This window comes from Mesorhizobium sp. M0923, assembly GCF_040319365.1.
Lineage (GTDB): Bacteria > Pseudomonadota > Alphaproteobacteria > Rhizobiales > Rhizobiaceae > Mesorhizobium.
Genome location: NZ_JAMYNW010000005.1, coordinates 144972 through 164684 on the forward strand (window position 1 = coordinate 144972; position 19713 = coordinate 164684).

Annotated in this window: 19 protein-coding genes; 13 read left to right on the forward strand and 6 right to left on the reverse strand. The window is 63.0% G+C overall.

Going from position 1 to position 19713, the window contains the following annotated elements:
* Positions 1-65: 65 nt before the first annotated feature.
* From gntR to NKH89_RS10825, 6 genes are all read left to right on the forward strand, one after another.
* Positions 66-1094 (forward strand): HTH-type transcriptional regulator GntR, encoded by a 1029-nt coding sequence (gene gntR / locus NKH89_RS10800; RefSeq protein WP_352481561.1) that lies wholly within the window; start codon positions 66-68, stop codon positions 1092-1094.
* A gap of 301 nt (positions 1095-1395) precedes the next feature.
* Positions 1396-2520, forward strand: a complete 1125-nt coding sequence (locus tag NKH89_RS10805; protein WP_352481560.1) for a sugar ABC transporter substrate-binding protein — start codon at positions 1396-1398, stop codon at positions 2518-2520.
* Between the two features lie 80 nt (positions 2521-2600).
* Positions 2601-4142, forward strand: coding sequence for a sugar ABC transporter ATP-binding protein (locus NKH89_RS10810; RefSeq protein ID WP_352481559.1), 1542 nt, complete (start codon positions 2601-2603; stop codon positions 4140-4142).
* Entirely contained in the window at positions 4139-5119 is a 981-nt protein-coding gene (locus NKH89_RS10815) for an ABC transporter permease (protein ID WP_023721232.1), read from the forward strand. Before NKH89_RS10810 ends, NKH89_RS10815 begins: the two co-directional genes overlap by 4 nt.
* On the forward strand, positions 5116-6102 hold the full coding sequence (locus NKH89_RS10820; RefSeq protein WP_352495779.1) for an ABC transporter permease: 987 nt from the start codon (positions 5116-5118) through the stop codon (positions 6100-6102). The genes NKH89_RS10815 and NKH89_RS10820 overlap by 4 nt, the downstream gene beginning before the upstream one ends.
* Positions 6103-6107: 5 nt before the next feature.
* Positions 6108-6653: a gluconokinase gene (locus NKH89_RS10825; RefSeq protein WP_352495780.1), complete on the forward strand. Its 546-nt coding sequence runs from the start codon at positions 6108-6110 to the stop codon at positions 6651-6653.
* Between the two features lie 108 nt (positions 6654-6761).
* Here NKH89_RS10825 and NKH89_RS10830 read toward each other — a convergent pair whose 3' ends face one another.
* Both NKH89_RS10830 and tsaA read right to left on the reverse strand, forming a co-directional pair.
* A complete protein-coding gene (locus tag NKH89_RS10830) occupies positions 6762-7073 on the reverse strand; it encodes a DUF2293 domain-containing protein (RefSeq protein ID WP_352481556.1) in 312 nt (103 codons plus the stop codon).
* Entirely contained in the window at positions 7070-7594 is a 525-nt protein-coding gene (gene tsaA / locus NKH89_RS10835) for a tRNA (N6-threonylcarbamoyladenosine(37)-N6)-methyltransferase TrmO (protein WP_352495781.1), read from the reverse strand. Before tsaA ends, NKH89_RS10830 begins: the two co-directional genes overlap by 4 nt.
* Before the next feature lie 139 nt (positions 7595-7733).
* Here tsaA and NKH89_RS10840 point away from each other — a divergent pair, with 139 nt between their 5' ends.
* The 4 genes from NKH89_RS10840 (at position 7734) to NKH89_RS10855 (ending at position 11405) form a co-directional block, all read left to right on the forward strand.
* Positions 7734-8756, forward strand: coding sequence for an ArsR/SmtB family transcription factor (locus tag NKH89_RS10840; RefSeq protein ID WP_352717169.1), 1023 nt, complete (start codon positions 7734-7736; stop codon positions 8754-8756).
* Positions 8756-9673: a methylenetetrahydrofolate reductase [NAD(P)H] gene (gene metF / locus NKH89_RS10845; protein WP_023676795.1), complete on the forward strand. Its 918-nt coding sequence runs from the start codon at positions 8756-8758 to the stop codon at positions 9671-9673. Before NKH89_RS10840 ends, metF begins: the two co-directional genes overlap by 1 nt.
* A 604-nt stretch (positions 9674-10277) precedes the next feature.
* Positions 10278-10715 (forward strand): antitoxin Xre/MbcA/ParS toxin-binding domain-containing protein, encoded by a 438-nt coding sequence (locus NKH89_RS10850; RefSeq protein ID WP_352495783.1) that lies wholly within the window; start codon positions 10278-10280, stop codon positions 10713-10715.
* 84 nt (positions 10716-10799) lie between these two features.
* Positions 10800-11405, forward strand: coding sequence for an RES family NAD+ phosphorylase (locus NKH89_RS10855; RefSeq protein WP_352908849.1), 606 nt, complete (start codon positions 10800-10802; stop codon positions 11403-11405).
* 8 nt (positions 11406-11413) lie between these two features.
* Here the strand turns inward: NKH89_RS10855 and NKH89_RS10860 are convergent, their stop codons facing one another.
* A complete protein-coding gene (locus tag NKH89_RS10860) occupies positions 11414-12331 on the reverse strand; it encodes a DMT family transporter (protein ID WP_352495785.1) in 918 nt (305 codons plus the stop codon).
* Between the two features lie 224 nt (positions 12332-12555).
* Here NKH89_RS10860 and NKH89_RS10865 point away from each other — a divergent pair, with 224 nt between their 5' ends.
* On the forward strand, positions 12556-13776 hold the full coding sequence (locus tag NKH89_RS10865; RefSeq protein WP_023721223.1) for an alanine racemase: 1221 nt from the start codon (positions 12556-12558) through the stop codon (positions 13774-13776).
* A 156-nt stretch (positions 13777-13932) separates the two neighbouring features.
* Here NKH89_RS10865 and NKH89_RS10870 read toward each other — a convergent pair whose 3' ends face one another.
* Positions 13933-14664, reverse strand: coding sequence for an SDR family oxidoreductase (locus tag NKH89_RS10870; protein WP_352908850.1), 732 nt, complete (start codon positions 14662-14664; stop codon positions 13933-13935).
* Positions 14665-14787: 123 nt separating this feature from the next.
* On the opposite strand from NKH89_RS10870, the gene NKH89_RS10875 reads away from it, so the two are divergent.
* Positions 14788-15681: a LysR family transcriptional regulator gene (locus NKH89_RS10875; RefSeq protein WP_023721221.1), complete on the forward strand. Its 894-nt coding sequence runs from the start codon at positions 14788-14790 to the stop codon at positions 15679-15681.
* Between the two features lie 94 nt (positions 15682-15775).
* Here NKH89_RS10875 and NKH89_RS10880 read toward each other — a convergent pair whose 3' ends face one another.
* Positions 15776-16948, reverse strand: coding sequence for a lytic murein transglycosylase (locus NKH89_RS10880; protein WP_023721220.1), 1173 nt, complete (start codon positions 16946-16948; stop codon positions 15776-15778).
* An 80-nt stretch (positions 16949-17028) separates the two neighbouring features.
* Positions 17029-17826, reverse strand: coding sequence for a glycoside hydrolase family 25 protein (locus NKH89_RS10885; protein WP_023721219.1), 798 nt, complete (start codon positions 17824-17826; stop codon positions 17029-17031).
* 318 nt (positions 17827-18144) lie between these two features.
* On the opposite strand from NKH89_RS10885, the gene NKH89_RS10890 reads away from it, so the two are divergent.
* Positions 18145-19524, forward strand: a complete 1380-nt coding sequence (locus tag NKH89_RS10890) for a serine hydrolase domain-containing protein (protein ID WP_023721218.1) — start codon at positions 18145-18147, stop codon at positions 19522-19524.
* The last annotated feature ends 189 nt before the right edge of the window (positions 19525-19713 follow it).

Here is a 19713-nt window from a genome sequence, read left to right on the forward strand (position 1 = left end):
GCAAAGACCCTGAACATCGTCTCACGGTCGCGTCTGGGCGGTTGCCCGGCGTCGGGACGAGTATAGTGATCAAGCCGCGCTCGCGCCGCGGCGGCGGCCGCCCGACCATCGCCGACGTCGCCCGCAAGGCCGGCGTCGGCGCCATTACCGTATCGCGCGCCTTGCGTGAGCCGGGGCGCGTCTCGGAAGATCTGCGCCGCCAGATCGAGTCTGCGGTGAACGAGCTCGGCTATGTGCCCGACCCGAATGCGCGGGCGCTGGCGTCGGCGCGCGCCGAGGTGTTTGGCGTCCTGGTACCGTCGCTTACCAACAACGTCTTTGCCGAAGTGGTGCGCGGCATCTACGACAGCCTGTCGGACGGCCCTTTCCGCATCCAGCTCGGCAACACCCACTATTCCGGCCTCGAGGAAGAGCGGCTGCTGCAGGTGTTTGGTCCGCAACGCCCGGCCGCGCTGATCGTGGCCGGCATCGACCAGACGCCGGCCTCGCGAAAACTGCTGGAAACGGCAGGCTGTCCGGTCGTGCAGGTGATGGAGACCGGGCCCGATCCGGTCGACATGATGGTCGGTTTCTCACATTTCGAGGGCGGCAAGGCGGCGGCGGAACATCTGATCGAGGCGGGCTATCGCCGGATCGGCTTCATCGGCGCGCGCATGGATCCGCGTTCGCAGCGGCGGCTTGCCGGCTATCGCGCGGCGATGGAGGCGGCCGGCCTGTTCGATCCGAGGCTCACCACCACGACGCCGGTGCCCTCCAGCGTGACACTCGGCCGCGAATTGTTCCGCGACGCGCTGGCCAAGGTGCCGAGCCTCGACGCGGTATTCTGCAACAATGACGATATCGCGCTTGGCGTGCTGTTCGAATGCCATCGCGCTTCGATCGCCGTGCCGAAGACGATCGGCATCGTCGGCTTCAACGATCTGGACATGATGGAGGTTGCTTTCCCGTCGGTCACCAGCGTTCGGACCTATCGCTACGAGATCGGCCGGCGGGCTGTCGCTATGGCGCTTGCGGCTATCGAGGGCAACAGGCCGGAGCAGCGGGTCGTCGACCTCGGCTTCGAACTCAAGCGACGTGAAAGCACGGCGCGCTGAAGCGAGCTCAACGCAATGTAAATGGCGCTTTACATAACGTCATGGTAGCGCTACCACTTTCCACGGTCGGAATTTCGCCTCGAAGAGCGGAGTCTGTTTATTATACATAAGCGACAGCTCATGCTTGTTTATTATGTATAATATGATAGTTTTTTGCGGGATTAGCCGGGCAATAAAGGAGGAAATCGGGTCGGCATTCGGCCACCTGAACGCGCAACGGGTAAGGCGGGAGGTGCCGGGCCGGGAACGCGCAAATTCATCGACGTAACAACAAACAAAACTGCAACTGGGAGGAATATCGATGATCAAGTCACTCGTTGGCGGTATCGTTGCCGCCACTGCTTTTGTCATGCTGAGCTCGTCGGCGATCGCCGATCCTGAAATCGTCAAGGGGCCATCGGCCGAGCCTGAGTGCTTCGCGCCCTGGTCTGCCGATACGCAGTTCTTCAAGTTCCCCAAAAAAGACGGCCCGTACCGCATCGCTCTGGCCAACGGCTACATCGCCAACACGTGGCGCATCCAGATGGTGCAGACGGCGAAGGCCTATGCGGCGCAGCCGGAGGTCGCGGCCAAGCTCAAGGAATTCAAGGTGGTCTCGACCGGCGAAGACGTGCCGGCCCAGATTTCGGCAATCAACAATTTCATCGATTCCGGCTATGACGCGATTGTCGTCAACGCCCAGAACCCGACCGCATTCGGCCCTGTCATCAAGCGGGCCAAGGAAGCCGGCGTCGTGCTGGTCGCTTTCGACAACATCCTCGACACCAAGGATGCCATCAACGTCAATGTCGACCAGAAAGGCCTTGGCGAATTGTGGGGCAACTGGCTGGTCAAGCATGTGCCGAACGGCGGCAAGGTGCTGGAAGTGCGCGGCGTCGCCGGCACGTCCGTCGACACCGACCGTCACAACGGCATCCACGAGGTTCTCGACGCGTCCGGCAAGAAGTGGGATGTCACCGAGGTCGTTGGCAAATGGGATGACGGCGTTGCGCAAAAGGCTTCGGCCGACGCCATTGCCACCAATGGTCCCTTCGACGGCGTTACCGGGCAGGGCGGCGATACCGGCATCGTGCAGGCGATGATCGATGCCAAGCATCCGTTCGTGCCGTTCGGCGGCGAGACGGAGAATGGCTTCCGCAAATTCTGCGCCAAGTTCGCCGCTGACGGCCTGAAATGCTCGTCGGCCGGTACCGGCCCGGCCCAGGTTGCGGTTGCCATCAAGACAGCGATTGCGGCACTTGAAGGCCAGGTCGTGCCGCAAGCGGTCAAGCTGCCGCTGGCGATCGTCGAGGATCCGAACTTCAAGGCAGGCCAGGATTACTTCCCCGACCAGTCCGACAATTTCTTCGTCGGCAATTCCTTCCCGACCTGCGGCATCAATTTCACGGCGCAGGAAATCATGGGCCAGAGCAAGGAAAACCAGTAAGCTCCAACAGCCCGACGCCGCGGGAAATCCCGCGGCGTCGGCGCTCGACATCCTGATTGCCAAGCGCCTGGGGAGGGCCGATGGACGGTGCGGTTCCGCTCTTCCGCATGGAAGGCATATCCAAGCGCTATGGCGGCGTGCGGGCGCTGGAAAAGGCCGAGCTGTCGGTCACTCCAGGCAGCATCCACGCCATTCTCGGCGAGAACGGCGCCGGCAAATCGACGCTGATCAAGGTCATGGCGGGGGTCGTCGCGCCCGACGAAGGCCGCATGATGCTGGACGGAAGCGAAGTGACCTTCGCTTCGCCGGCCGCCGCCAACCAGGCCGGCATCGTGTGCATCTTCCAGGAACTGTCGCTTGTCCCCGAACTCAGCGTGGCTGACAACATCGCCATTTCCGATCCGCCCAAGCGTTTCGGCATGATCGACCGCAAGGCACAGCGCCGCGTTGCGGAAGAAGCCCTGGCTCGCGCCGGCGCCTCCGATATCCATCCACTGGCGCTGGTCAAGGATCTTCCTCTTTCAAGAAGGCAGATGGTCGAGATCGCCAAGGCACTGGCGCGCAAGCCACGCATCCTGATCCTCGACGAGGCGACCTCGGCTCTGACCGCCGCTGACGTCGCCAGGGTTTTTGCCGTGTTGAAGCGGTTGCGTTCGGAAGGGCTGGCGCTGCTCTACATATCGCACCGCATGAACGAGATCGCCGAGCTGGCCGACCAGTGCACGGTGTTCCGCAATGGCCGCAATGTCGCCAGCTATGCGGCCGGCACCAAGAGCGACAATGAGGTCGTCGAACTGATGATCGGGCGCGAATACAGCCACATCTTTCCGCCCAAGCCCGCGCGGGCGGCTGCTACAGCCGCGCCGGTTCTCGAGGCGCGCAGCCTGTCATGGACGGATCGGCTGCACGATGTCTCGCTGTCGGTCGGGGCGGGCGAGGTGGTAGGGCTTGGCGGCCTCGACGGCCAGGGCCAGCGCGAATTGCTGCTCGCCTTCTTCGGTGTGCTGCGCGGCCTGTCGGGCCAAATCCTGATCGACGGCAGGCCGGTCGCGATCGCCAGCCCGGCCGCCGCGCGCGATGACCGGATCGGCATGGCGCTGATCCCGGAGGACCGCAAGACCGAAGGCTTGATGCTGCCGATGACGGTGCGCGAAAACCTCTCCTTCGCCGCCCTTGACCGGCTGTCCAGGGCCGGCATCATCGATCGCGCCGCCGAGCAGCGGCTGATCGACGACATGGTCGGTCTTCTGGCGATCAAGACGGCCGGCCTCGACATTCCGGTCGGCGCGCTGTCCGGCGGCAACCAGCAGAAGGTCGTCATCGCCAAATGGCTGATGCGGCAGCCGCGGATCATCCTGCTCAACGACCCGACACGCGGCATCGATGTCGGGACCAAGCAGGAGCTTTACCAGTTGATGCGCAAGCTTGCCGACCAGGGCGCGGCAATTCTGTTCTATTCGACCGACTATGACGAGCTGATCGGCTGCTGCGACCGGGTGCTGGTGCTCTATGACGGGGCGGTGAAGCGTGAACTGGTCGGCGCCGAAATCACCGAGCGGGCGCTGATCGCCAGCGCGCTCAACATTCACGAAGAGATGCCAAAGCAAGGAGCGGACGCGTGAAGGATTGGCGCTACTGGCTTGCCGAACAGCGCGGAACGCTGCTGGCGTTCGGCATCTTCGTCGTCATGTTCGTCATCTACACCTCGAACCATCCGGCGGGCTTCACCGCCAACGTCGTACAGACGGCTTCGAACAAGGGCGTGCTGCTCGCCTTCGTCGCCATGGCGCAGACGCTGGTGGTGATCACCGCCGGCATCGACCTCTCCGTCGGCATGATCTTCACGCTGACCAACTGCCTGGCGTCGTGGCTGGTCGTCGGCACCGGCATCGAGACCGCCTTCGGCGTCATCGCCGTGCTCGGCACCGGGCTGCTGTGCGGGGCAATCAACGGCGCCATCGTTATCTATGGGCGCCTGCAGCCGATCGTCGCCACCATCGCCACCGGCGCGGTCTATTTCGGCATCGCGCTGCTGCTGCGGCCGTTTCCGGGCGGCTCGGTCAATGAGGGGCTCGCCGACGCGCTGACCGGGCGCCTGTTTGGTATTGTGCCGGCGAGCCTGGTGGCGCTGGTGGCGGTCGTGCTTGTCGTCTGGGTGCCGTTCAGCCGGTCGGTGCTCGGCCGCGCCGCTTATGCAGCCGGCTCCTCGGAGATGGCGGCCTACATGTCCGGCGTGCCGATCCGGCGTGGAAAGTTCGCCGCCTATGCGCTTGCCGGGCTGCTTGCCGCGATCGGCGGGCTGTTCCTGACGTTCTTCACCTATACCGGCGATGCGGCCTATGCGAGCGGCAACGCCTATACGCTGTTTTCAATCGCCGCGGTCGTGCTTGGCGGCGTGTCGCTGTTCGGCGGCAAGGGCAGCGCCATCGGCGCGATCTTCGGCGCGCTTGCCTTCCGCACCATCGGCGACCTGCTGTTCGTCTTCGATTTCGATCCGCTCTGGCAGCCTCTGTTCCAGGGCGTCATCCTGCTGATCGCGGTCAGCCTCGGCGCCTTCGCCCTGTTCCGGGTCCGCAACCGGCTGGAGTGGTTCCTGTGAGCGAAACGACTGTGAGTGGTCTCGCCGGCCGCATGCCGAAATTCCTCCGCCGCGCCGACCCGGCGGTGCTGACGGCGTTCGCTTGTATCGTGCTGCTGCTTTTCCTCGGCAGCCTCTATTCGCGCAGCTTCCTGTCGCCTGAATACCTGTTGCAGCAGCTCAAGGTGGCCTCGTTTCTCGGCGTCATCGCCACCGGCATGATGCTGGTCATCCTGCTCGGCCAGATCGACCTGTCGGTGCCATGGTCGGTGGCGGTCGGCGCCATGATGGCCTGTGCCGCAGCCGCGTACGGCCCTGTCGGCGTGGCGCTTGCCATTCCGTTCGGCATCTTCTGCGGTGTCCTGATCGGCATCGTCAACGGCATTGGCGTCGCCTATCTGCGCATTCCCTCGATGATCATCACGCTCGCCACCAACGCGGTCGCGCAGGGGCTGATGGTGGTCTATACGGGCGGTTTCTCGCCGCAGGATTCGGCAACCGGTGCGATGCGCTATCTGGCGACCGGCTTTGCCGTTCCTGGCGTGCCGAACGCAGTTCTCATCTGGGCGCTGATCGGCGCCGCAATGGTGTTCGTGCTGACCCGCACCGGCTTCGGCCGCACTGTCTACGGCATCGGCAACCGCGAGCGTGCCGCCTATCTTTCCGGCATCGACACACGGCGCGTGGTGATGATCGCCTTTGCGGTTTCGGGCGGGCTCTCGGCCTTCGGCGGCGTGCTGTTGGCCGGCTATGCCTCCAAGGCGGCACAGTCGATGGGCGATGCCTATCTGCTGCCGTCGATCGCTGCCGTGGTGCTCGGCGGCACCTCGATCCTCGGCGGACGGGGCTCGTATCTCGGTACCGTCGCCGGCGTCATCCTGATCACGCTCCTGCAATCCATCCTTTCCGTCATGCAGATGCCGGAGGCGGGGCGGCAGATCATCTACGGCGTCGTCATCGTCGCCATGCTGCTGCTCTATGGCCGCGCGCCGGCAAGCCGCTGACCTGCATGACCGGGAACGACGTGTCATATAAGCCGGCGAGCACTGTTCGAACGATACCCGCCATCGTGGTGATGGGCGTTGCCGGCTGCGGCAAGTCGGTCGTCGGCGAAGCGCTTGCAGCGGCATTGGGCGCCCTCTTTATCGAAGGCGACAGGCTGCATCCGCCCGAAAACGTCGCGCGCATGGCGAGCGGACAACCGCTTACCGACGCGCTGCGCGCAGGCTGGCTCGACGCGATCGGCCAGCGCATGGCCGCGTCGATCGCAAGCGGGCAACGTGTGGTCGCCGCCTGCTCGGCGCTGAAGCGCAGCTATCGCGATCGCCTGCGCGGCTTTTGCCCGGATATCGTTTTCGTCTATTTGGAGATCGACCCGGCAACGGCGATGCGGCGCGTCGGCAATCGCAAGGGCCACTTCATGCCGGCAAGCCTGGTCGACAGCCAGTTCGCCACGCTGGAGGCGCCAGCGACGGACGAGGCGGCAATAACCTTGGATGGCACGCGTCCGGTCGCCGACATCGTCGCGACTGCCTTGAGCTTGCTGGCACGCTAGTTTAGCGCCTCGTTCAGTCCTGCAACTTTCGAGATTGGCTGTCATCCCTGGATTTCGCCAATCACAATGGTGAAGAGCGTAGAACTCGACGCGTGTGCTTGCATCGCTCTATGCCTCATCGCCATCGTCGAGCAAGCGGGTGGCGCGCCAGCGGGTGAGCACGATGTTGGTCTGTTCGATGACGAAGAAGCGCGCGGAATCGCGGTCATAGCCTTCGGCCAGCAGCTTTTCGTAGTCGGTGTGCATATGGCGGATGTGGGCTATTGTCGCCAGCCATACGGCAATGCTCGGTGGCAAGGTCTTCATATGCACGGCGCCGGCATCGGCACGGATCTTTTCCATGTCGGCATAGGGCGCCAGCGGCAGGAGCGCTGTCAGTGCCTTGGCGATGGCGCGGCGGCGGCCGGTCGGGGCGCTCACTGCTCATCCGATCTGGGTGACTCGTCCCGCCCGGCCATGGTCGCCTCGGCGAAGGCATCGGTCGAAGCGAAATAGGGCTTGATGTCGATGACCGGCGTGCCGTCGAGCACGTCGATGGCGTCGAGATCGATGCGGCCGATATCGATGTCGACGGCAACCAGCCTGGCTACATGCAGCCCAATTGGGTTCGGCCGGGCAGGGGAGCGCAGTGAAAAGACGCCCTTCGGTTCAACTGCATGGCGGGGTTTCTGGACAATCAGTTGCCGCGGCGCATGGTGCAGCCAGGACAGGATGATCACGTGGCTGGCGCGTTCCAGCCCAAGCAGGCCATCCCGGTAGAGCGGGTCGATGACCAAGTGCGCCGGCTGTCCTGTCTCCCGCGCGGCCCTCATGTTTTTGGGGCAGGTTTCCCGTGTCGTCCAAGGCGAAGCGATGCGGCCGATGAAGACGACATGGCCATCCGGCGGCATCGTTTCCGGGTCGGTTTCCAGAAGCTTTTCGCCGCTGCGCGTTTCGAACATGGTTCTCGCCTCGATGCTTGCGGCTTTGCGCGATCCGCCACGCATGCGTCATTTTCTTGTCCGGAAGCGACATAGCGCTTGCAAGCCTATCAAAATCGACATAAACATATGTTTATATCTTTTCAAAGAGAATGCTCGCATGCATGTCGCTCTCGACACGATGGTAGATACGTTGAAGGCGGCAGCCGAATCCAGCCGGCTGCGTATATTGGCGCTGCTGTCGCGCGGCGATCTAACCGTTTCCGATCTCACCGAAATCCTCGGCCAGTCGCAGCCCCGCGTCTCGCGCCATTTGAAATTGCTGCTGGAGGCCGGGCTGATCGGCCGCTACCAGGAGGGCTCGTGGGCCTTCTTCCGGCTTTCGGATTCCGACACGTCGCGCGATTTCGTGCTCAGGCTGGTCTCCGGCATCCGCGGCGCCGATCCACAGGTCGAGCGTGATCTCGAACGGCTGGCCGCGGTCAAGCGCAAGCGGCAGGACCGGGCCGCCCAATACTTCTCGGTCAACGCCGCAAGCTGGGACCATATCCGTTCGCTGCACGTGCCGGACCGCGCGGTCGAAGCAGCACTCGTAAAGCTCGTCGGCAAGCGGCCGTTCCAGTCGATGCTCGATCTCGGCACCGGCACCGGGCGCCTGCTCGAGATCTTTTCGCCGCTCTATCGGCGCGGTGTCGGCATCGATATGTCGCGCGAGATGCTGACGGTGGCGCGCGCCAATCTCGACAAGGCCGGCGTTTCGAATGCGCAGGTGCGGCAGGGCGATATTTTTGCGCCGCCGGTCGAGCGCGACGCCTTCGATCTCGTTACCATCCATCAGGTGCTGCATTATCTCGACGATCCTGCCCGCGCCATCCGCGAGGCGGCACGGCTGTTGCGCCCGGCCGGCCGGCTGGTGATCGTCGATTTCGCGCCGCACACGCTGGAGTTCTTGCGCGAGGAGCACGCGCATATGCGTCTCGGCTTTTCCGACCGGCAAATCGGCGACTGGTTTTCCGAGGCTGGCCTCGATCTCGAGGACAGCCAGGAATTCGAGCCGCGCGGCGGCAACGAGGCCAAGCTCACCGTCAAACTCTGGCTCGGCCGCGATCGGCGCATGCTGATTGCCGAGCCTTCCAACGACAGACAACCGGCCAATGCGTATCCGATAGGGGAAACCGCCTGATGAACCAGTTCCGCTTCTCCCGCCGCCCCGACATCGGCGACAAGGTCAGGGTTTCGTTCGAGTTCTTTCCGCCGAAAAACGATGAGATGGAAGCAAGGCTGTGGGACACGGTCACCCGGCTTGAGCCGCTCAAGCCGAAATTCGTCTCGGTCACCTATGGCGCCGGTGGTTCGACCCGCGAGCGGACGGCCCGCACCGTCAAGCGCATCCTCAATGAAACGACGCTGACGCCGGCAGCGCACATGACTTGCGTCGATGCGGCGCGTCACGAGGTCGATGCGGTGATCCGGGAGTTCGCCGATATGGGCGTCAAGCGTTTCGTCGCTCTGCGCGGCGATCCGGCCGAGGGCGTCGGCGCGGCCTACCGGCCGCATCCGGAAGGCTATGCCAATGGCGCCGAACTGGTTGATGCGCTGAAGGGCGCCGGCGATTTCGACATATCGGTCTCGGCCTATCCGGAAAAGCATCCGGAAAGCCCGGATTTCGCCACCGACTTCGACATGCTGAAGCGCAAGGCCGACAACGGCGCGACGCGGGCGATCACCCAGTTCTTCTTCGACAACGATCTCTATGAGCGCTATGTCGAGCGGGCACGGCGGGCCGGCATCTACATACCGATCGTGCCGGGCATATTGCCGGTGCACAATTTCACCCAGGTCGCCAACTTCTCGGCGCGGTGCGGCGCCTTGGTGCCGGCATGGCTGGCCGAGCGTTTCGATGGGCTGCAGAACGATCCGCAAACGCATGCGCTGGTGGCATCTGCCGTGGCGGCCGAGCAGGTGCTGGACCTTGTCGAGCGCGGCGTCGGCGATTTCCACTTCTACACGATGAACCGGGCCGATCTGGTCTTTGCCATTTGCCACATGATCGGCATCAGGTCGCACGAAGTCGAGGCGGCGGGATCAGCCGCGGCGTAAGGCGGCAGGCACTTTTTGAAATGTCAAAGATCGGGGGAATGCAAAAGGGCCGGGCAAAATGCCCGGCCTTTTCAATGGTTTGGAATATTCTGTGCTGGTCTTCCCCCGCTCAGCGGCCTTATGGAAGGACGCCCATAATGAGGGCGCCGATGAATGCAAACGCAGCACAAATCATCAATGCGTTGATCGGCCTCGTCAGTCCCATGTCATAGCCTCCTCTTAAAGAGCTATGGCGAGAGTCTAGGGTCATTTGTGCCACAGGCAAGCAGAAACTTTGCTGCAATGCGACGAGATTGTGGAATTTGCGACCTGCCGTTTGCCGTTAGGCATTGAAACTCTTTGTCAAAAGCCGGCCCGGGACCTGTGAATAATTTGTGGCAAAGCCGGGGCAGCAACGAGAATGGCAGCGCTACCGCGGCGGAAATCGGAATCGATTTTCGGACCGACTGAAGATTCGACGCATCCTTTGCGCATCCAACCGGATGCTGCACGCTATACGCACGCTATACGAATGCGGTGGGCAATCGGCAGCGTTGTGAGATAGCCAGGACTTGAATTTTCTGCCAATTGGCAGTATATTGACTGCCAAGTGATGGAGGTCGGAATGAGTGTCGCTTATGCGGTTCGCGATCCTGCAAATCAGGCTTTGCCGGCAAATCTGGCGGATGCCTCGGCACGGGCGCGGCTCACGCCAGCGGCTGTTGCCGGCATCGTCAGGCTCGCAGACATCTGGCATCTGACCAGCGCCGAGATCTGTACCTTGATCGGCGACGTGTCGGAGAGAACCTGGTTCCGCATGAAGAAAGGCGAGTGGGAGGGCGTTCTCTCCCAGGATTCGCTGACACGCATCAGCGCCCTGATCGGCATCTTCAAGGGACTGCGGCTTCTGTTCTCCGAAGCGCTTGCCGATGAATGGGTGCGGTTGCCGAACAAAGGGCCGCTTTATGGTGGCCGGCGCCCCCTGGACGTAATGATCGAGGGCGGCATTCCGAAGCTGCTGCAGGTTCGCCAACATATCGACGCTTTGCGCGGTGGACTTTGAATGCCGATCCCGCCGCGCGCTGACATTTCCCAGCGCGACCCGATCCGGCTGATTTCGACAGGCAGGCTCAAGGAACCGGTCCTGATGCCGTTGGCCAGGAATCATGGAGATTTGGAGGACCTTGCGGAACTCGAAGGGGCCACCAGCGGCCGTCTTCAGGCGCAGCAAGGGGGATTGCCCGACCTCGATCCGCGCGAACTGGTTTTCGGGAGACCGGGCTACACCTTCATCAATGCGGCGTTCGCTTACACCCGTCCGGGCGGCAATCGTTTCAACGATGATGCCAGGGGCGTCTGGTACTGTGCGTTCGATGCGGAAACCGCGCTCGGCGAGGTCTCGTTTCATCTGACGCGCGAGCTTGCCGCGATCGAACGGTTCGAAAACGTCACCGACTATGCGGAGCTCGTTGCCGACTTCATAGGCTCGTTTCACGATCTGCGCGGCGCTGAGTTCAGCAAGGACCCGGTGCTCGATCCGGATACTGCCTTAGCCTATCCTGCCGGGCAGGCGCTGGCGAAGCAACTCCGCAAGCAAGACGCCGCGACCGGTTTTATCTATCCTTCCGTGAGACATGTTGGCGGGACCTGCCTTGCCGCCTTCCATCCAGATCTCGTTCAGAATCTCCGGCAAGGCGGTCTCTGGCGTCTGGAATGGCAGGGTTCATCTGTTCCGGCGATCACGCCCATATAGCGCCATCTCTAACGCCGCCCGAACAGGCGACCGTCGATGGTGACGAGGCCAAGCGCAATCAGCGCCATGCCGCCCAATTCGAACAGTTCGAGCCACTCGCCCAGGAACAGGAAGCCGAGCAGGATGGCACTGGCCGGCACGATGAGCGTGACCAGCGAGGCGTTGGTGGCGCCGGCCGAGGCGACAAGGTTGAAATAGAGGATATAGGCGAAGGCGGTCGACAGCAGCGCCAGCGCCAGCACCGCCGCCCAGACCGGCGGCGAAGCCGAGAACAGATTGGCGGTCCCGTAGGTGAACAGAACGACCGGGATCATGATGATGGTCGAGCAAGTCAATTGTCCGGTGGCAATGACCGGTGACGGCACACCCTTGAAGCGGCGGGCAATCATCAGCGCAACCGCATAGGATAGTGACGCTCCGATGAGCGCGAATTTCGCCCAGACCGGGCCGCCGAGCCCGGCGACGAGGCCGGGACCGATCATCACCGCCGTTCCCGCGATACCGAGGGCGATGCCGGCAAGCTTGTTCCACGACAGCTTTTCGTCGCTGGTCAGGGCGTTGGCGAGGATCAGCGTCCAGAACGGCGTCGTCGAATTGAGCACCGAGGCGACGCCGGCGCCAAGCTCGGTCTGGCCGGCAAAGATCAGCGAGAAAGGGATGACATTGTTGGCGAGCGCCAGCAGGAAGAACAGGCCGGCATGCGGCAAAGCGAGGCGAAAGGATGGGCCGCGAACCGCAAGATAGAGCTGAAGTGCCGCCGCCGCGATGGTGACGCGGAACAGCACCAGCACCAGCGGAGGAAGTTCCGCCACCGCAATGCGGGCAAAGAAGAACGAACCGCCCCAGATGGCGCCGAGCAGCAGAAGCTGCGCCCAGTCCTTGAGCACCATCGGCCCGCGCATCGTGGTGGTGGCAGCTATCGCCATTGGTCGTCCTCCCAGACGAGATGCCTTGCTCTTCAGGCGTCTGTTCACGCCATACCCGATCCGGCCGCAAGGGCCACCCGAAACCTGAGCGATGGCCTAGCTCGCCCATAACCGGCGTACAGAAAGGCGTAGCGCCGCGAAGCCGGGGCGGCGAGACATAGAATTGTTTTCATTAGCCGCTAGCTTGGATTAATTGTGCGCAGCCTCAGTCAAGGGATTCGTCCATGCAGCGATTCGAAAATGCCCGCGAGGCAGCGCTGGCGCTGCGCCCGGACGATCCGATCTATTGCTTCCGCCCGCAGGTGCTGAAGGCGGACGCCAAACAGTTCATGGGCATGTTTCCCGGCAAGACCGCCTATGCGGTCAAGACCAATGGCGAGCAGATCGTGCTCAACGCACTGGTCGAGGCCGGCGTCAGCGCCTTCGATGTGGCCTCGCCCGGCGAATTCGCTGCCGTGCGCGCCGTCTCGCCGGACGCCGAGATGCTCTACATGCACCCGGTCAAGGCGCAGTCGGACATCAGGCTGGCGCTGGAAAAGTACGCCATTCGCGTCATTTCGCTCGACCATGAGGACGAGATCACCAAGCTGACCAGGGTGGTGCGGGCGCTCGACATCGATCCGGGCGCGATCACCGTGTTCGTGCGCATCCAGACGAAAGGCTCGGCGGCCTACGAACTGTCGAAGAAGTTCGGCGCCGGACCGGCCAATGCGGTGGAACTCGCCGAACGGCTGAACCGAACCGGCTACAAGGTCGGGCTGTGCTTTCACGTCGGCAGCCAGATCGAGGATCCCGACACCTATGAGCGGGCGCTGGCTTCGGCCGACTGGGTGCGCAACCGCGTCGGTTTCGACATTGCCGGGCTCGATGTCGGCGGCGGCTTTCCGGCCGAATATGGCCATGACCCGAACAGCCGCAAGCCGGAGATGCCGTCGCTCGGCCAGATCATGTCGCGATTATCGGGCGACCTCCAGGAGTACCAATTCGACCAGATGCCGCTGGTGGCCGAGCCCGGCCGGGTGATCGTGGCGCGCTGCCTGTCGCTGATCGTGCGCGTGCTGCTGCGCAAGGGCAAAAGGCTCTACATCAATGACGGCATCTGGGCGTCGCTGTCGGATTCATGGACCGGCAAGATCACGCTGCCGGCGCGCTTCATCCCCGATCCGGCGATCCGCTCGCGCAATGGCGAGGACAAGACCATCGTGCCCTTCAAGGTCTGCGGCGCGACCTGCGATTCCGTCGATATATTGTCGCGGCCGTTCTGGCTGCCCGAAACCGTCGATACCGGCGACTGGATAGAGATCGGCCATATCGGCGCCTACTCGCTGTCGCTCAGGACACGGTTCAACGGCTTCTATCCCGACACCTTCGTCGAGGTGGCAACGCCATTCGACGAAGGCGACGCGCCGCAAGGGTTCGCCAGCCTCGAGACGATGGCGGATTAGTGAATAGTGAATAGTGAATAGTGAATAGTGAATAGTAGTAGCTCTTGTGCTCTGCGCGGCTCAGGTGTTGTTCTTTTCACCATTCACCATTCACCATTCACCATTCACCATTCACCATTCACCATTCACCATTCACCATTCACCTTCACCATTCAGTCAGGCTACTCCGCCGCCGGCCTGGATGTTCTCGCCGGTCAGCCAGCGAGCTTCGTCCGAAGCCAGGAAAACCGCGACATCGGCGACGTCGCGCGGCCCTCCGATCCGGCCGAAGGGCGACATGCCGGCGGCCACGGCCCGGTCCCGCTCCGGAAGCAGGTCGGTGTCGGTGAAGCCTGGCGAAAGCGCATTCACGGTAACGGCGCGCGGGCCGAGTTCGCGCGAGAGGACGCGGACGAACTGCTCGACGGCTCCCTTACTGCCGAGATAAAGCGCCGTGTGCGTGAAGAACATCTTCGTTCCACCGGTGGAGACGGCAATGATGCGGCCACCGTCGCGAACGCGGCGCGCCGCTTCCTGAAGCGTGAAGAAGGTGCCCTTGGCATTGGCCCCGAACACATGATCGAAGTCCGCTTCGGTGGCCTCGACGAGCGGCTTTATGACGGCGACGCCGACATTGGCTACGACGATGTCAATCGGCCCCATCTGCCGTTCGGTTTCGTCGAACAACTTGCGAATGTCGGGGATGCTGGAGACGTCCGCCTGCATGGCGACGGCTTTTCCGCCAATCCCTTCAATGGCGGCAACGACTTCCCTGGCTGCTTTCTCGTTGCCGACATAGTTGACGACCACGGCAGCACCCTTGGCCGCGAGCCCCTCGGCGATGGCGCGTCCGATGCCGCGCGAGCTGCCGGTCACAAGTGCGGTCTTGCCTTCGAGTGGACGATGCATGGCTGTTCCTTCGTCTGGCTACGGCCGCCTCGATCGAGCGGCGTTCCGGGGAAAAGCTAGGGGCGTGCTATTGCTCAGAGAATAGCCTATTATCTAACTGACTTGTTAAGCCTGAGGTACATAATGCGAGGAAGCGAGTTTTCCGAACTCACGGCATTTGCAGCAATCATCGAAGAGGGAAGCTTTGTCCGCGCCGCGGCCAAGCTCAGGATTTCGCCTCCAGCACTCAGCCAGACGATACGTGGGCTGGAAGAGCGTCTCGGTGTCCGCCTGCTTAACCGCACCACGCGCAGCATGTCGCCGACCGCTGAGGGCGAGAAGCTGTTTGCCCGCATCGCACCGGCATTCGGCGAACTGGAAGGCGCCGTCGCGGACGCGCATGCATCACGCGGCCGGCCAGCAGGCTCGCTGCGCATCAATGTTCCGCGCATCGCCGCCACGCGTTTCATCGCGCCGATCCTCGGCGATTTCCGCCGCGCCTATCCCGATATCGCCCTCACAATCATTGTCGACGACATGCTCACCGACATCGTCGAGGGCCGCTTCGATGCTGGAATCAGACTGGGTGAGCGGCTGCACAAGGATATGGTGGCTGTGAAGCTCAGCGAGGAGCTCGAGATGGCTGCAGTGGCGGCGCCGAGGTATCTGCAGCATCACCCGATACCCCGTCACCCCGCGGACCTGCATCAGCACCAGTGCATCAATTTCCAGTGGCCGAGCGGCGGCAATCTCTACCGGTGGGAGTTCGCCCGAGGCCAACGTGCCCTGGAAGTGGCCGTCAGCGGTGGCCTGACGGTCAACGATACGGACCTGATGATCGGGGCGGTTCTGGATGGGGTCGGCGTGGCGTACATGCTGGAATACCAGGTCCGGCCGTGGATCGAAGCGGGAAAGCTCATCCGCTTTCTCGAAGCCTGGTCGCCGAGATTTCCGGGTTTTTATCTATATCACGCAAGTTCCCGGCAGGTTCCCGCGCCGCTGCGAGCCTTCATCGATTTCTTGCTTGCCAGGCGGTGATGTGAATAGTGAATAGTGAATAGTAGTAGCTCTGGTGTTCAGTGCGGCTCCGGTGCTATTCTTTTCACCATTCACCATTCACCATTCACCGCCCTCACAGCCCCGCCAGCAGCTCGAGCGTCGGCCAGCCGTCGACCGGCAGGCCCAGCCGCATCTGCTCCTTGCGGATCGCTTCGCGGGTGTTGGTGCCTAAAATGCCGTCGACGGTGCCGACGTCATAGCCTTTCGCCTCGAGCTTGGTCTGTAGCGCCTTCATCTGGTCGCCGTTGAGGCCGGGTTCCGGGTTGCGCGGATCGAATCGCGGCGCGCCCCCCAGCCGGGCGGCAAGATTTGCCGCGGTCAGGGCATAGGTGAAGGATTGGTTCCACTCGAGATAGACGTCGAAATTGTCGTAGGTCAGGAAGGCTGGCCCCTTGCGACCCATGGGCAGCGCCAGGCCGGCCTTCAGGCCGTTGTCGAGAAGCGGCGTACCGTCGGGCCTGGTAACGCCCCACTGGGTCCATTGCATCAACGGCAGCTTGTTGGTGCGTCCCGTCTGCTCCCACGGCAAATCGTCGGGCACACGGACTTCCTCGATCCAGGGCTGGTCGCGCTTCCAGCCGCGCGACTGGATCTTGCTGGCCGTGCTCATGATCACATCAGGCGCGCTGCCGCGCAGGTCGACCAGGCCATTGCCGTCGCCGTCCACGCCGTGGCCGAGATAGTCGGAAGGCAACATCTGCGTCTGGCCGATCTCGCCGGCCCAGGCACCGGTCACGTCGGCCGGCACCACGCCGCGATCGATCAGCATCAGCAGCGGCACGATCTGCGGCCGGAACAACTGCGGGCGGCGGCAGTCATGCGAGAGGCTGACCAGTGCGTTCAGTGTGTGGAAATCGCCTTGCACGGCGCCAAAATCGGTTTCCAGGGCCCAGAAAGCAGCGATGACCGGCGCCTGGACGCCGAATTCGCGATCGGCGCGGGCAAAGATCTCGGCATATTTTTGCAGATTGGCCGCGCCTTGCTTCAGTCGATGCGACGAGATCATGCGGTTCGAGAATTCGATGAAGGTCTGGGTGAAGACGCCCTGGGCGCGGTCGCGTGCCAGCGCCTTCTCATCGAGGGTGGCGTTTTCCAGCGCATCAAGGCCGGCAGCGCCGACGCCGGCCGCCCTGGCCTCCGCCGCCACGCCCTGCTTCCATGCCTCGAAATCGCCGCCGCATTGCTGTGCCGCGGCCGGCACGGCGGTCAGGAGCAGCGCCGCGAGAATTCCAAAGCGCGATCGCATCGCCATCCTTCCGAGAAGATTACCAGCGGTTGCGGGTATTCGTCATTGGCTGTGTCGAAAAGCAGGCGGCAGGCCTGGTGTCAACGGGTGTTCTGCCGCAACCACTTCTTCCAGGCGGCTTCGGAGCCGTTGAAGACGTTGATGTCGGCGTTTCCGGCCATGCCCGGCACGACGCCCGTTCCGGTATACTGCCAGAAGGTGAATGGATGGCTGCCGTATTTCTGGCGCGGGTGCCCGGCGACGGAGCGCAGCCAGTAGGGGTAGGCCCGGAAACCCGATAGACCATTATCTTCGAAGAAGTCGACCGACGTGTAGATGATCGGCTTCTTGCCGTAGTGTTTTTCGACGATTTTGAGGAATGTGCTCATCTCGCTGCGTACCGTGGCGGAATCTGGCCGCAGCTTGCAGGTCGGCGATTTCGGGTTCCATTCCATGTCGAGAACGGGCGGCATCGCCGAACTGTCTTTGGGCACGTTCTGGATGAACCAGCGCGCCTGGGTAGCGGCCGGCGTGCAAAAGTAGAAGAAATGATAGGCGGCACGGGGGATACCCGAGGCCTTCGTGCGGCTCCAATGCTCGTTGAAAGCTTCATCGAACCGGTCTCCGCCTTCGGTAGCCTTGATAAAGGCAAAGGAGATGCCGCTGGCCCTGGCCGCCGGCCAGTCGATCGATGTCTGGTATTTGGAGACGTCGGTGCCGTGGACGGCGTAGCTCCACGGTGCGCCGCTATCCCATTCATGCGGGTCGGAATCGGCAAAACGGGGCGCGCGTACCGCAACCGTCGGGGCGCTGGACGACGACAGCGATGGCGTCAGATCATCGACCGTCGAGCAGGCACCAAGCAGCATCAGCGTGATGAGGACCGCGAAACGGCGCATCGCTACTTCCCGAGCCGGTTTCAGCCGGCCGCTGATGGGTCTTTCCGCGGGTGGCCCCTCGACCGGGCGCGACGCGTTTGAAACTGACTTACGCGAAGCGCCTGGATCTTCGTTTCATGCATTCCCAAACCGTTGCGCAGTTTGGGACACATGCATGCAAGCCCAGCCGGACGATCACCCCACAGAATCGCCCAGTCCCTCGTGATCGCCGATCATGGTTGATATTCGGTTGACGGCGCTCGACAAGAGCCGCGATTTTGCCGAAACAATGGCGGCAAATCGATGACATAGATCGCGCTCGGGGGGAATTCGAAAAAAATGCAGATCCTTCTGAAGTTCGTCAAATGGCTGCTGGGCCTGGCTGTGCTGGCCGCTGCGATGCTCGCCGGCTGGCTGTATTTCGCGCCGCCGGAACTGATCCGCGTCGGTTCCGGCTATTCGGCCAAGATCGTCTGTTCGAACGTCTTCATCGCAGGGCGAGACGCCGACGACGTGCTCGCCGTCGATGTGCAGGCGCCGGGCCATCCGCTGCTGAAGCTGATGAGAGTGTCGGTGGACAAGGAGAAGGGAACGGTTTCGGCGGGCCTGTTCGGCGGGCTCGGCAAGAGTGTCGCGGTCGCCCGCGACGGGCTCGGCTGCGCCTCGGTTCCCGACAGCGATATTGCCGCCGCCAAGGCTGTCGCGGGAGTTGCACCGACGCCGGCGCCGCTGCCCGATGCGATCTGGCCGGAGGGCGACAAGGCCGATGCCTCGCAGGATCCCGAGGTCACGGCAATCCTCGACGATCCGGCATTGACCGGTGCTGGCATGCGGGCGGTGGTGGTGGTCAAGAACGGCCGCATCGTCGCAGAGCGCTATGGCGACGGCTTTTCCGAAAAGACCCCGCTACTGGGCTGGTCAATGACCAAGACGGTGAATGCGGCGATCGTCGGCACGCTGATGAAGGACGGCAAGCTGGCGATCACCAACCAGGGCCTGTTTCGACCCTGGCAAGCAGATGGCCGTGCCGTGATCAGCCTCGCCGACATGATGGCAATGTCGAGCGGACTGGAATTCAACGAGGATTATGGCGACGTCGCCGATGTGACGCGCATGCTCTATCTCGAACCGGACATGGCAGGCTTTGCCGGATCCAAGCCGCTGACCGGCGAGGTCGGCAAGGTGTTTTCCTATTCGAGCGGCACGGCGGTGATGCTGTCCCGATTGTGGCAGGACGCGATCGGCGACAAGGACAAGGCGCTGGCGTGGCCGAGGGTCGCGCTGTTCGATCCGCTCGGCATGCGGAGCGCGGTGCTAGAGGCCGACGAGCACGGCACCTTCGTCGGCTCGTCCTATCTCTATGCCACGGCACGCGACTGGGCGCGCTTCGGCCAATTCCTGCTGCAGGGTGGCGTCTGGAACGGCAAGGCGATCCTGCCCGCCGGCTTCGTCGACTGGATGCGGGAACCGGCAACTGCCTCGAAGGTCTACGGCAAGGGGCAATTATGGATCGAAGGGCCGGGCGACGAGGAAAATCCCGGCGCCGGCATTGCCGCCGGCCTGCCCAAGGACACCTACTGGATGGAGGGGCATGATGGGCAAACGGTCGCCATCATTCCCTCCGAGCAGCTGGTTGTGGTGCGGCTCGGGCTGACGCCGGCCAGGCTCGGCTACCGGCCGCAGGTAATGGTGGCGGCGCTGGTCAAGGCGCTGCATTAGGCTGTATCGATATTCAGGTGATACCGGCCTGCAAACGGCGGTTTCCTGCGCTTCCGGCCTTCGCCGGCCAAAGCACTCATGAGCGGTCGTGGCAGTTAAGGCTACGGCCGGCGTAGGCCGGTGCTCACGTACCCAAAAGTACACCCCGCGCCGGTTCTCGGAGCCCACCGTTTTCGACTCGGCCTGACC

What these genes read in the sequence shown, in the direction of transcription:
- NKH89_RS10875 (WP_023721221.1), top strand. Translation starts at nt 14,788, where the DNA reads ATGCGAGGAAGCGAGTTTTCCGAACTCACGGCATTTGCAGCAATCATC.
- NKH89_RS10865 (WP_023721223.1), top strand. Translation starts at nt 12,556, where the DNA reads ATGCAGCGATTCGAAAATGCCCGCGAGGCAGCGCTGGCGCTGCGCCCG.
- NKH89_RS10855 (WP_352908849.1), top strand. Translation starts at nt 10,800, where the DNA reads ATGCCGTTGGCCAGGAATCATGGAGATTTGGAGGACCTTGCGGAACTC.
- NKH89_RS10890 (WP_023721218.1), top strand. Translation starts at nt 18,145, where the DNA reads ATGCAGATCCTTCTGAAGTTCGTCAAATGGCTGCTGGGCCTGGCTGTG.
- NKH89_RS10825 (WP_352495780.1), top strand. Translation starts at nt 6,108, where the DNA reads ATGACCGGGAACGACGTGTCATATAAGCCGGCGAGCACTGTTCGAACG.
- NKH89_RS10880 (WP_023721220.1), bottom strand. Translation starts at nt 16,948, where the DNA reads ATGCGATCGCGCTTTGGAATTCTCGCGGCGCTGCTCCTGACCGCCGTG.
- NKH89_RS10840 (WP_352717169.1), top strand. Translation starts at nt 7,734, where the DNA reads ATGCATGTCGCTCTCGACACGATGGTAGATACGTTGAAGGCGGCAGCC.
- NKH89_RS10860 (WP_352495785.1), bottom strand. Translation starts at nt 12,331, where the DNA reads ATGGCGATAGCTGCCACCACCACGATGCGCGGGCCGATGGTGCTCAAG.
- NKH89_RS10810 (WP_352481559.1), top strand. Translation starts at nt 2,601, where the DNA reads ATGGACGGTGCGGTTCCGCTCTTCCGCATGGAAGGCATATCCAAGCGC.
- NKH89_RS10805 (WP_352481560.1), top strand. Translation starts at nt 1,396, where the DNA reads ATGATCAAGTCACTCGTTGGCGGTATCGTTGCCGCCACTGCTTTTGTC.
- NKH89_RS10885 (WP_023721219.1), bottom strand. Translation starts at nt 17,826, where the DNA reads ATGCGCCGTTTCGCGGTCCTCATCACGCTGATGCTGCTTGGTGCCTGC.
- metF (WP_023676795.1), top strand. Translation starts at nt 8,756, where the DNA reads ATGAACCAGTTCCGCTTCTCCCGCCGCCCCGACATCGGCGACAAGGTC.
- NKH89_RS10850 (WP_352495783.1), top strand. Translation starts at nt 10,278, where the DNA reads ATGAGTGTCGCTTATGCGGTTCGCGATCCTGCAAATCAGGCTTTGCCG.
- tsaA (WP_352495781.1), bottom strand. Translation starts at nt 7,594, where the DNA reads ATGTTCGAAACGCGCAGCGGCGAAAAGCTTCTGGAAACCGACCCGGAA.
- NKH89_RS10870 (WP_352908850.1), bottom strand. Translation starts at nt 14,664, where the DNA reads ATGCATCGTCCACTCGAAGGCAAGACCGCACTTGTGACCGGCAGCTCG.